Source organism: Nonomuraea cypriaca (assembly GCF_015645445.1).
GTDB lineage: Bacteria > Actinomycetota > Actinomycetes > Streptosporangiales > Streptosporangiaceae > Nonomuraea > Nonomuraea cypriaca.
Map to the genome: position 1 here is coordinate 20,282 of NZ_JADOGI010000022.1, position 11,426 is coordinate 31,707.

The following is an 11,426-nucleotide window of genomic DNA, read 5'->3' on the forward strand; positions in this document are numbered from 1 at the left end:
AAGCGCCCGCCTTCCCCCGGGTGGCTCAACATACGGACCAAGAGCCGCGGGGAGAAGCGTCTTGAGCAGACTCTATGGGGATCCGATAGAGGTGTGGACCAGGGACGGGGAGCCGACCCAGTTCGTCTGGCGCGATCGGCTCCATCTCGTCCGACGGGTCCTCGACCACTGGGTGGTCGCGCGCGAGTGGTGGAAGACCAGCGAGGGCGACCCGGGCGAGCGGCGGTTCTGGCGGGTGGAGGCCACCCCAGGGCGCGAGGTGGGCTCCTACGAGCTGCGTTACGACACCGCCAGCAACGGCTGGCTGCTGATGCGGGCGTGGGACTGATGGCGCCCCCGTTCCCGCACCTCGACGTGTGCTCCGCGTACTCCATGCGCTACGGCACCGCCTTCCCGCGCGCGCTGGTGGACCGGGCGGTCGAGCACGGCATGGACATCCTGGCGCTGACCGACCGCGACGGGCTCTACGGCGCCGTCAAGCACGCCCAGGCGTGCGCCGAGGCCGGGGTCGCCCCGGTCCTCGGCGTGAACCTGGCGCTCGACGACCCGGCGCCCACTCTGGTGCCGGGGCTGCGCGTGCCACGCCCCAGGACCGGGCCGAACGCCGAGGACCGCGTCACGGTGCTGGCCCGCGCGGGCGGCTGGTCCCGCCTGTGCCGCCTGGTCACGGCCGCCCACTACGCGGGCGAGCGGGGCGCGCCCAAGGTGACCCGCGAGCTGGTCGGCGAATGGGCCGGCGAGCCCGGCGGTGACCACGGGTTCGGCGCGGAGGACGGGCTCGTGGTGCTGCTCGGGCCCCGGTCCGACGTGGGCCGCGCGGTGGCCGAGCGGCGCGACGAGCACGCCAGGACGCTGCTCGGCCTCTGGCGCGCCGCGGTGCCGGGCGTGGTGGTCGAACTGGTCGACCAGTACGGCTACCGCGACGCCATCACGGCCGTGCGCATGCTGGGCCTGGCCGAGTCCATGGGCGTACCGGCCGTTCTGACCAACGCGGCGCGTTACCTGGACCCGGCCGACCACCAGGTCGGCGACGTACTGGACGCGGCCCGCCAGCTCGTCCCGCTGCACCCGCGTCACCTCGACCGCACCACCTCGCACGCCTACCTCAAGAGCGGCAAGGAGATGCGGCGGGTGGCGGCCAAGGTCTGCGGCGGGGACCAGGAGCGGGTGACGCGGCTGCTGTTCACCACCCGGCGGCTGGCCGAGGCGTGCGCGATGGATCCGATCGAGCTGCTCGCGCTGCGCGACGACCCGCCCGGCCTGCACCTGCCCGAGGTCGGCCGCGACCCGGTGCCGCTGCTGCGCCACCGCGTGGAGGACGGGCTGATCAGGCGCGGCCTCGACCGCTCGGACGACGCCAGGGAACGCCTGCGGGCCGAGATGGCCATCATCGAGAAGAAGCGCCTGTCCGGATATTTCATCGCCGTGGCCGGCATCACCGACATGATCCGCGGCATGGGCGTCCGCTGCGCAATCCGCGGCTCCGGCGCCGGCAGCCTGGTCAACTACCTCATCGGCATCGGGGAGGTGAACCCGATCGAGCACGGCCTGCTCATGGAGCGCTTCCTGTCCGAGGGCCGCATCGGGCTGCCCGACATCGACGTGGACGTCGAGTCCGCGCGCCGGCTCGACTGCTACAAGGCCATCTTCGAACGGTACGGCGAGGCCCGCGTGGCCTGCGTGTCCATGATGGAGACCTACCGGGCGCGCAGCGCCATCCGCGACGTCGCCGGGGCGATGGGCCTGCCGCCGCACGAGATCGACGCGATCGCGAAGGCGTTCCCGCACATCAGGGCCAGGCAGATCACCGCGTCGCTGGCCGACCTGCCCGAGCTGCGCGAGAGCCGGCTCGGAGAGGCGGGGCTCGACCGGGTGTTCCGGCTGGCGGAGAAGCTCGACGGCCTGCCCAGGCACATCGCGCTGCACCCGTGCGGCGTGCTGGTCGGCAACGCGGGCCTGCGGGACAGGACGCCGGTGGAGCGCAGCCTGCTGGAGTTCCCCATGTCGCAGTTCGACAAGGACGACGTGGAGGAGGCCGGGCTGCTCAAGCTCGACGTGCTGGGCGTGCGGATGCAGTCCGCGATGGCGTACGCGCTGGGCGAGATCAAGCGCGTGGACGACGTCGTGGTCGAGCTGGACACCCAGCAGGGAGATGACCAGGACGTCCAGTACGTCCCCCACGACGACCAGGACACCTACGACATGATCTGCGCCAGCCGCACCCTCGGCTGCTTCCAGATCGAGTCGCCCGGCCAGCGCGAGCTGGTGGCCAAGCTGGAGCCGCGCAGGATGCACGACCTGATCGTGGACATCTCGCTGTTCAGGCCGGGTCCGGTCAACTCCGACATGGTCACCCCCTACCTGGAGGCCAGGCACGGGTGGCGGCGGCCGCACTACCCGCACGAGCGGCTGCGCGGCGCGCTCAAGGAGACGCACGGCGTCGTGGTGTTCCACGAGCAGGTGCTCCGGATCATCGAGGTGATGACCGGGCGCGACCTGTCGTTCGCCGAGCTGTTGCGGCGCACGCTGGACACGCCGGAGGGGCGGGAGCGGGTGCGCAAGACGTTCGTCCCCATGGCCAGGGCCAACGGCTTCGACGACGCGGCCGTGGACCGCGCGTGGCAGGTGCTGGACGCGTTCGGGGCGTTCGGGTTCTGCAAGGCGCACGCGGCGGCGTTCGCGCTGCCCACGTACCAGTCGGCGTGGCTGAAGCGGCACCACGCGGCGGCGTTCTTCGCGGGGGTGCTCACGCACGAGCCCGGCATGTACCCGCCGCGCGTCATCATCGACGAGGCCAGGCAGTGCGGGGTCAGGATCCTGCCGCTCGACATCAACAGGTCCGGCAAGGACTGGCAGGTGGAGCGGCTCGGGCCGCGCGTGCGGGTCAGGGTGCGGCCCGCCGCGCTGGACGGCCCCCGGGCGCGCGGGGACTTCAAGATCGGGGAGATCGGCAAGGGGTACGCGTTGCGGGTGCCGTTCTCGGCGATCAAGGGGGTGAGCGAGGCGGAGGTCGAGCGCATGGTGGCCGGGCAGCCGTACACGTCGCTGGCCGACTTCTGGGACCGCGCCCGCCCGTCGCGGCCCACGATCGAGCGGATCGTCCAGGTCGGCGGCCTGGACGCGCTCCACGACCTGCACCCTGGCGGCCCGCGCTGGCGTCCAGGCGAGCTGACCCGTCGCGACCTGATCGCCCAGGTCGGCGCGCTCGACCGGGGCTCGGGGAGCGGCGTCAGGACGGGACCGCGCAGGTCCAAGCGCTACACATCGGGTCCCGCCCTGTCCTCCAGGGCCGCGGAGCCGCCGTCCGTGCAGCTCCCGCTGGGCTTCGGCGAGCACCTGCCGCCGGGGGAGCTGCCCGAGATGACGGAGACGGAGATGGTCGAGGCCGAGCTGGAGATCCTCGGCATCGACATCAGCCGGCACGTCATCAGCTTCCACGACGAGCTGCTCGACGCGCTCGGGGTGGTACGTTCCAAGGATCTCCTCGCCCAGCGCAACGGGGCAGAGGTGCTGGTGGCGGGGGTCAAGGTGGCGACCCAGACGCCGGCCGTACGCTCGGGGCAGCGGGTCATCTTCACCACCCTGGACGACTCGACGGGTCCGATCGACCTGACGTTCTTCGAGTCGGTGCAGGGGCGGTGCGCGTCCATCGTGTTCGGCTCGTGGCTGCTGCTGGCCAAGGGAGTGGTCAGGCGCACGGGCACCAGGGCCGTGTCGATGCGCGCCGTGGACTGCTGGAACCTTGCGGACCTCGACGCGCTCAGGCGCTCCCAGGGCATCGACGCGGTCCGCGCCCTGCTCGCCAGGACCCCGGAGGACTCGGCGGGGGTCGGCGGCCGCACGATCGAGTACGCCAACGGCTTCCGCCTGTCCCCCTACGCGGACCTCGGCCCCGCCATCGCCGACCCGCCACGCAAGCTCTGGCACGCCAGCCCCGGCAGCTCGGGCCCGACGGCGGCCTAGCTAGCCCGCCCGGCTGATCGGGGTGGAGCCGGAGGACGGGTGGGGCTGGGGGAAGGTGCGGATCGTGGTGGGCCGGGCGGCGCGGGAGGAGATCTGCAGGCGGGTCAGCTCGCGTACGGTGATCGCGCACAGGACGGCGGCGACCGCGGCGCAGACCAGCTCAGGCATGCCCACCCCCGTCAGGGCGCCGGCGGACCCGCCGAGCGGGAGCCGGATCATGACCAGCGCCAGCACCGCCAGCCAGCTCAGCCACCAGGCGCCCAGCAGCCACAGCCACCGGCGGCGGCCGCCCGCGGGCGGCCTGGCGGCCCGCCAGACCTCGTCGACCAGCACCACGGGAGCCACCAGGTTGACGCCGGGGACCAGCCAGGCCGCCGCCACCGTACCCGTCGGGGCGGACCTGTCGTTGGCCTGCCTGGCCCGCACCAGCCAGGTCACGTAGGCGGCGGCCGCCGCGACCGAGGTGCCCGCCACCAGCATGATCAGCACCGCGAACGTGCTCACCGCCCCCACCACCGCCTCCGCGTCCGCCCCCTGGGGACGGCCGCCGAACGCGGCGAGCTGGACGGCGAGGTGCCGGCCGCGGGACTGTTCGAAGATCACGAGGGCGCCGAGGGAGAGGATCTGCGCGGCCAGCGTCACGTAAACGGCGAAGGCGGCTCTTGTCGGCGATGCCTGGGTGTTGCGCACGTTGTTCTCCCCCCGGGCCATGCGCTGAGGTTCTGATTCACTTGTATCCCGGGAGCCCCGTCGTTAATCAGCTCACCACGCCGGATTCCCACGCCCACGCCGCTATTTCCACGCGATTTCTGACACCGAGCTTGGCCTGGATGCTGCCGAGGTGCGTCTTCACCGTCGACAGCGACACGAACAGCTCCCCGGCCACCTCCTGGTTGGTACGCCCCCTCGCCACCAGTCGCACGACGTCCAGCTCGCGATCGGTCAGCGGATCGTCCGGCTTGGGCGTGGCCCGCCTGGGCTGGGCCAGGTGCTGGAGCAGCCGTACCGTCACCGACGGCGACACCAGCGCGTCGCCCGCCGCGGCGGCCCTGACCGCCTCGATCAGCAGCGTGGGCCCGCTGTCCTTGAGCAGGAAACCGGTCGCGCCCGAGCGCAGCGCGCCGTAGACGTACTCGTCCAGGTCGAACGTGGTGACGATGACCACCCGAAGCGGGGACTCCACTCCCGGTCCTGCCAGTACCCGGGTCACCTCCAGCCCGTCCAGCTTGGGCATCCTGATGTCCAGGAGGCACACGTCCGGCCTGAGCCGCCGCGCCTCGGACACCGCCTCGGCCCCGTCGGCTACGGCGGAAACGACCTCCATGTCCGGTTGTGCGTCCAAAATCATCTGGAAGCCGGTGCGCACCAGTTGCTGATCGTCGGCGATGAGAACCCGAATAGTCACGGCCACAACTCTAGAGATCGGCCGTTCGGACGAGGCCGATATGGACGCACGGCCGATCCCCCGGCCCCCGCCAGGCCGCGAGGCTGTACGTCATGAACGACGTGCTTGTTGGACAGGCCCTGACCAAGCGGTTCGGGCAGACGGTCGCCCTCGGCGGCGTGGACATCACCGTACGGGCCGGCGAAGCCGTGGCGATCATGGGGCCGAGCGGTTCCGGCAAGTCGACCCTGCTGCACTGCCTGGCCGGGATCATGAAGCCGGACGCGGGAGAGGTGCACCTGCTCGGCACCCGCATCGACGCGATGCGCGAACGGCAACGTAGCGCGCTGCGCCGTACCCGCTTCGGCTTCGTCTTCCAGTTCGGCCAGCTCCTGCCCGAGCTGCCCGCCGAGGAGAACGTGGCACTCCCGCTCATGCTGGGCGGCGTGCCGAGGGCCGAGGCCGTACGGCAGGCGCGCGAGTGGTTCGGGCCGCTCGGCCTGCGGTCCATGGAGGCCAGGCGGCCGGGGGAGCTGTCCGGCGGCCAGGCGCAGCGCGTGGCCATCGCCAGGGCGCTGGTGAGCAGGCCGGCGGTGGTGTTCGCCGACGAGCCCACGGGGGCGCTCGACCAGCGGACCGGGCAGGACACCATGCGGCTGCTGGTGGAGGCGACCAGGCACAACGACGCCTCCCTCATCGTGGTCACGCACGACCCGAACGTGGCCGGCTGGTGCGACCGCACGGTCGAGGTCCGCGACGGGCAGCTCCTGACGGGCGTCGGCGGGGTGCGCGCGTGAGCCTCGACCTGGCCTGGCGGCTGCTCAAGGGCGGCGGGCGCAAGGGCCTGCTGAGCACCTGGCTCACGCTGGGCGCCGTCGCGGTGTCCACGGCGCTGCTGCTGTTCGCCGTGGCGGTGAACTTCGCCTTCACGGCCAGGGGTGAGCGCGGCGCCTGGCGCAACCCGGTACCCGCCGCCTCCGGCGCGGTCGCCGTCGAGGCGGCGCGCTTCGACTACGTCGGCGACAAGGAGATCACGGTCGTCGACCTGGCCGCGCTCAAGGGCGACGCGCCCGCGCCGCCTGGGCTGCCCCGCTTCCCCGCGCCGGGCGAGGTGTGGTTGTCGCCCGCCCTGGCCGAGCTGGCAGGGGAGCTCCCCGCCGACCAGCTCGCCGGGCGCTACCCGGACCCCAAGGGGGTGCTCGGTGACGAGGCGCTGGTCCATCCGGGTGAGCTGGTCGCGGTCGTCGGTCACAAGGCGGACTCGCCCGTGATGACGGCGGCCCGCAGCCAGGACTGGATCGTCGGCAAGGGCCCCGTCGAGGTGGCGAGCCTGGCGGGCACGCCGTCGGAGGACTCCGAGGCGTACCGCGCGCTCACGCTCGTCGCGAGCGTGCTCATGGTGGTGCCGCTGCTGGTGTTCGGCGGCGCCGCGGCCAGGCTCACGGTCGCCAGGCGCGACCAGCGGCTGGCCGCTCTCCGGCTGATCGGGGCGACGCCTGGGCAGGTCGTCCGCATGACCGTGGCCGAGGCCGTGATCGTCGCCCTGGCGGGCGCGCTGCTCGGCGCGGCCGTCTACGCCGCGGCCGCGCCCCTGCTGGCCGGCATCGCGATCGGGGGCGGCCCGTGGTTCGTCTCCGACGTGCTCCCCGGCCCGCTGGTGCTGGCCGTGGTGCTGGTCGCGGTGCCGCTGCTGGTGGGCCTGTCAGCGGTGGCGGGACTGCGGCGTGTCGTGGTGAGCCCCCTCGGCGTGGCCAAGCGGGAGACGCCGCCCGCCATGCGGTTCGTACGCGTGCTCGCCCTGCTGGCGGCGCTGGCCGTGTTCCCGCTGCTGAGCAGGGGATCCAGCGTCGGGATCGTCGCGGTCGCGCTCGGTCTGGCGTTCCTGTGCGTCAACCTGGCCGGCCCGTGGGTGGTCGGGCTGATCGGCCGGGTCACGGCGGGGACCGCCCGCAAGCCCGCCAGGCTGCTCGCGGGGCGCCGGCTGGTCGACGATCCGCGCGCCGCCTGGCGAACGGTCAGCGGAGTGGCGCTGACCGGGTTCGTGGCGGGCTTCCTCGGCCTGCTCAGCCCGTCCGCGTTCGGCGACGGCCAGGAGTCCGCGCAGCTCAGGATCGCCGCGCCGGTCGAGCAGGCCGAGGCCGTGGCAGGCCAGGCCCGCGACCGGCTGCGGGAGGCGGGCGTGACCGCGACGGTGCGGGTCTCGAAGGAGGAACGCGGTCAGAACCGGCTCGTGGCCGTGGCCCTGGGTAGCCACGCCGGCACGCCCACGGTCGACCGGGCGCGCACCGCGCTCGCCGGGCTCGTCCCCGGCCACACCCCGACGACACAGGCCGACGACCAGCGCTTCGGCCTCCAGCTCCTGGCCGACGTCCGGGTGGGCACGATCGTCGTGTTGTCGGTGTCGTTCCTGGTGGCCGTCGCCAGCTCGGGGATCACGGCCATGTCGTCGATCCTGGACCGGCGGCAGACGTACGGGCTGTTGCGGCTGGCGGGCACGCCGCTGGAGGTGCTCGACCGGGCCCGGCGGGCCGAGACGCTCATCCCGCTGTCGGTGATGGGCGGTGGGGCGATCCTGACCGGGGTGTTCTGCGCGCTGCCGTTCATGGCGGGCGGGGTGAGCACGGCCGGTCTGGTCACGCTGGTGACGTGCGTGGTCGCCGGGTTCGCCGGGGTGATCGGGGCGGGGGCGCTGAGCCGGCCGCTGCTGCGCTCGGTCACCGCCGACCCGGCCCCACGCCCCGACTGACCTCGGCCGGGCGCCCTACCGGGGCGCTCAGCCGGGCACTCGACCGGGGTGCTCGGCGGGGGTGCTCAGTCGGGCGCTCGGCCGGGGGCTCAGCCGAGGACGAGGTCGCGGATCAGCTTCAGTGAGGGCTCGTCGCGCGGGCCCATGACGAGCAGGCTCGTGACCGGGCTCTTGAGCCAGGGTTCGAGGCGTTCCCTGATCCGCGCGGGCGGGCCGACGAGCGAGATCCCGTCGGCCAGCTCGTCCGGGATCGCCCTGAACGCCTCATCCTTGCGCCCGGCGAGGTAGAGCGCCTGGATGTGCTCGGCGGCCTCCGCATACCCCATCCTGCCGATGACGTCGGCGTGGAAGTTGCGCCGCCTGGCGCCCATGCCGCCGATGTACAGCGTGAGCATCAGCTTCACGCCGTCCAGCGCGGCGCGTACGTCGTCGGAGATCACCACGGTCACCATGGCCGCCACGTCGAAGCCCGCGGAGGCGTGCGCGAGGGCGTCGCCGTACATCTCCTCGATCTTGGCGGGGTGGACGAACAGCGGCAGCCAGCCCTGGGTCAGCTCGGCGGCCAGGGCGACGTTCTTGGGGCCCTCCGCCCCGAGATAGATGGGGATGTCGGCGCGGAGTGGATGGGTGATGAGCTTGAGCGGTTTGCCCAGGCCGCCCGGCAGCGGCAGCGGGTAGTGGGCGCCGTCGCTCGTCACCGGCTCCTCGCGGCGCCACACCCGGCGCATGATGTCGATGTACTCGCGCGTCCTGGCCAGCGGCCTGGCGAACGGCCGGCCGTACCAGCCCTCCACGACCTGCGGCCCGGAGGCGCCCACGCCGAGCAGCAGGCGGCCGCCGGTGAGGTGGTCGAGGGTCATCGCGGTCATCGCCGTCGTGACCGGCGGCCTGGCCGAGATCTGCGCGATCGAGGTGCCCAGCCTGATCCGGCTCGTACGCGCTCCGTACCAGGCCAGCGGCGTGAAAACGTCGCTACCGTACGCCTCCGCCGTCCACACCGAGTCGTAGCCGAGCCGCTCCGCCGCCAGCACCGACTCGGTCGCGTCGTCCGCGTGGCGCTGCCAGTAGCCGAGGTTCAAACCGAGCTTCATGGACACCTCCGGAAGTAAGTTCTATTTACGGTGCCGTCCGGCAAGAGTGTCAATGGGATGTTCCGGGGAAGTCACAGTCTGTGCTCAAGCGTCTCTGTCGTCTCGTCTGCCTGCTGCTTCTCCTGCTGCCGGCAGCTGAGCCCATGGCGGCCGTGAGCGCGTCCCGCCCGAACATCGTCGTCGTCATGGCCGACGACCTCGAGTCCGGTACGTTGCCGTACTTCCCGAACATCACCCGGCATCTGGTGCGCGAGGGCGCCTCGTTCCAGCGCTTCTTCGTCACGAATTCCTGGTGCTGTCCGTCCAGGGCGTCCATCCTGCGTTCCCAGTACGTCCACAGCCATGGCGTGCTGACCAACACCGCGCCGGAAGGCGGCTTCGACCGCTTCCACACCCTCGGCCTGGAACGTTCCACCGTCGGCACCTGGATGCAGCAGGCCGGATACCGCACGGCGCTCATGGGCAAGTACCTCAACCACTATCCGGGCGCCACGGCCGAGCCGGCGTTCGTGCCACCGGGCTGGAACGAGTGGGCCGTGCCGGTGCGCGCCCTCTACGACGAGTACGGCTACCGTCTCAACGAGAACGGCGGCCTGTTCGACTACGGCTGGTCGGAGGAGGACTATCTGTCCGACGTGCTGGCCCGCAAGGCACGCGACTTCATCGCCGGGTCCAAGCAGCCGTTCTTCCTCCTCCTGACGCCGACCGGGCCGCACAACCCGGCCAATCCGGCCGTCCGGCACGCGGGCGCCTTCCCGCTGGTCACGGCACCGCGGCCGCCGTCGTTCAACCAGGAGGACGTGAGCAGGGAGCCCCACTGGCTGCGGAGCAGGCCGTGGATCTCGGAGGCCGGCCGGGACCGGATCGACGAGCGGTTCCGCGCCAGGCTCCGGTCCATGCTCGGCGTGGACGACCTCGTGGGGACGGTGATCGAGGCGCTGCGCGAGAAGGGCGAGCTGGACAACACCTATATCTTCTTCACCTCGGACAACGGCTTCCATCTCGGCACGCGCCGGCTCCCACAGGGCAAGACCACTCCGTTCGAGGAGGCGATCAGGGTCCCGCTCGTCGTCCGCGGCCCCGGCGTCAAGGCGGACTCCAAGATCCGCCAGATGGGGGTCACGATCGACCTGGCGCCGACGTTCGCGGAGCTGGGCGGGGCCAAGGCGCCGCCGTTCGCGGAAGGCCGCTCGCTGGCGCCGCTGCTGCGGGGCCGGCCGCCCGAGCAGTGGCGGAAGCACACGCTGATCGAGTTCGTCAGGCCGGTCAACCCGTCGTCGGGGGCACAGACTCCGGTGCCCGCCTATCAAGCGTTGCGCACCAACCGCTACACCTACGTCCGCTACGACACGGGGGAGAGGCAGCTCTACGATCTCGCCGCGGACCCGTACCAGCTGTACAACCTGGCCGACTGCGCCGATCCCGTGCTGGTGACCCGGCTGGAGGGTCTGCTGCGGGCGATGGCGGCCTGCTCGGGCGCGACGTGCAGGGAAGCCGACTCCCTTCAGCCTCAGTGATCGAAGAGCGATGGGTACGCGTGCGCCAGGTGCTCGGAGACCGCCAGGGAGGCCTCATCCGGGTCGCCGGCCTCGATGGCCCCGAGGATGCGTACGTGGTCGGCGCGCAGGATCGACGTGTCGCCCAGGCGTTCGACCGCTTCGACCGCGTATCTCCGCATCGAGTCGCGTAGGGATCGCATGATGGCGGCGATGAGCCGGTTGCCCGACGCGTCCGCGATCGCGCAGTGGAAGGCCGTGTCGTGCTCCACGAACTCCTCCGACGTCGTCGCCCCGTCCATCCAGGAAAGGGCCGAGGAGAGCGCTGTGGTGTCGGCTCTCGCGGCGGCGGCTCCCGCGGCGGCCCACTGCTCGATCATGTGCCGGGTGTCGATCACCTCGCGCAACTCCAGGCCGGCCAGGCCCAGGTGCAGCCTGAGCAGGCCGGCCAGCGCCGTTTCCGGCCGCGAGGTGAGCACCGCCCCCGCGTCCGGGCCCCGACCGGCCTGCGAGGAGACCACGCCGAGGGTCTCCAGCACGCGCAGGGCCTCGCGTACCGACGAGCGGCCGACGCCGAGCCGCTCGGCGAGCAGGCGTTCGGCGGGCAGGCGGTCGCCCACCGTGAGGCCGTCCTCGGCGATGCGCCGCTCGATCTGTGCGAGGACGTCCTCGAACGTGCGCGTTCGCTTGACGGGACGCCAGCCGCTGCCGTCCAACGAGCCTCCCCCATGGTGGCCGGAAATGAT

General features: G+C 72.3%; 9 protein-coding genes. 5 read left to right on the plus strand and 4 right to left on the minus strand.

Translation table 11 applies throughout. From position 1 onward, the window contains the following. Positions 1–61: 61 nt before the first annotated feature. Complete coding sequence (locus tag ITP53_RS10035) at positions 62–328, plus strand: DUF6504 family protein (protein WP_195895058.1); 267 nt, start codon at positions 62–64, stop codon at positions 326–328. Then, positions 328–3,963, plus strand: coding sequence for a DNA polymerase III subunit alpha (locus tag ITP53_RS10040; protein WP_195895059.1), 3,636 nt, complete (start codon positions 328–330; stop codon positions 3,961–3,963). Before ITP53_RS10035 ends, ITP53_RS10040 begins: the two co-directional genes overlap by 1 nt. On the opposite strand, the gene ITP53_RS10045 is transcribed toward ITP53_RS10040, so the two are convergent. Together ITP53_RS10045 and ITP53_RS10050 are read right to left on the minus strand one after the other, a co-directional pair. After that, positions 3,964–4,674: a DUF4328 domain-containing protein gene (locus ITP53_RS10045; RefSeq protein WP_195895060.1), complete on the minus strand. Its 711-nt coding sequence runs from the start codon at positions 4,672–4,674 to the stop codon at positions 3,964–3,966. 46 nt (positions 4,675–4,720) lie between these two features. Continuing rightward, on the minus strand, positions 4,721–5,368 hold the full coding sequence (locus ITP53_RS10050) for a response regulator (RefSeq protein WP_195895061.1): 648 nt from the start codon (positions 5,366–5,368) through the stop codon (positions 4,721–4,723). A gap of 92 nt (positions 5,369–5,460) precedes the next feature. Between ITP53_RS10050 and ITP53_RS10055 the strand changes: the two genes are divergently transcribed. Together ITP53_RS10055 and ITP53_RS10060 are read left to right on the plus strand one after the other, a co-directional pair. Continuing rightward, positions 5,461–6,144 carry an ABC transporter ATP-binding protein gene (locus ITP53_RS10055; protein ID WP_195895062.1) on the plus strand — a complete coding sequence of 228 codons (684 nt, stop codon included), beginning with the start codon at positions 5,461–5,463 and terminating at the stop codon, positions 6,142–6,144. Further along, positions 6,141–8,093, plus strand: a complete 1,953-nt coding sequence (locus ITP53_RS10060) for an FtsX-like permease family protein (RefSeq protein ID WP_195895063.1) — start codon at positions 6,141–6,143, stop codon at positions 8,091–8,093. Before ITP53_RS10055 ends, ITP53_RS10060 begins: the two co-directional genes overlap by 4 nt. An 89-nt stretch (positions 8,094–8,182) precedes the next feature. Here ITP53_RS10060 and ITP53_RS10065 read toward each other — a convergent pair whose 3' ends face one another. After that, positions 8,183–9,184, minus strand: coding sequence for an LLM class F420-dependent oxidoreductase (locus ITP53_RS10065; RefSeq protein WP_195895064.1), 1,002 nt, complete (start codon positions 9,182–9,184; stop codon positions 8,183–8,185). Between the two features lie 80 nt (positions 9,185–9,264). Between ITP53_RS10065 and ITP53_RS10070 the strand changes: the two genes are divergently transcribed. Further along, complete coding sequence (locus tag ITP53_RS10070) at positions 9,265–10,701, plus strand: sulfatase family protein (protein WP_328814343.1); 1,437 nt, start codon at positions 9,265–9,267, stop codon at positions 10,699–10,701. Here the strand turns inward: ITP53_RS10070 and ITP53_RS10075 are convergent. After that, a complete protein-coding gene (locus tag ITP53_RS10075) occupies positions 10,695–11,396 on the minus strand; it encodes a FadR/GntR family transcriptional regulator (RefSeq protein WP_195895065.1) in 702 nt (233 codons plus the stop codon). The genes ITP53_RS10070 and ITP53_RS10075 overlap by 7 nt on opposite strands. Positions 11,397–11,426: the final 30 nt, after the last annotated feature.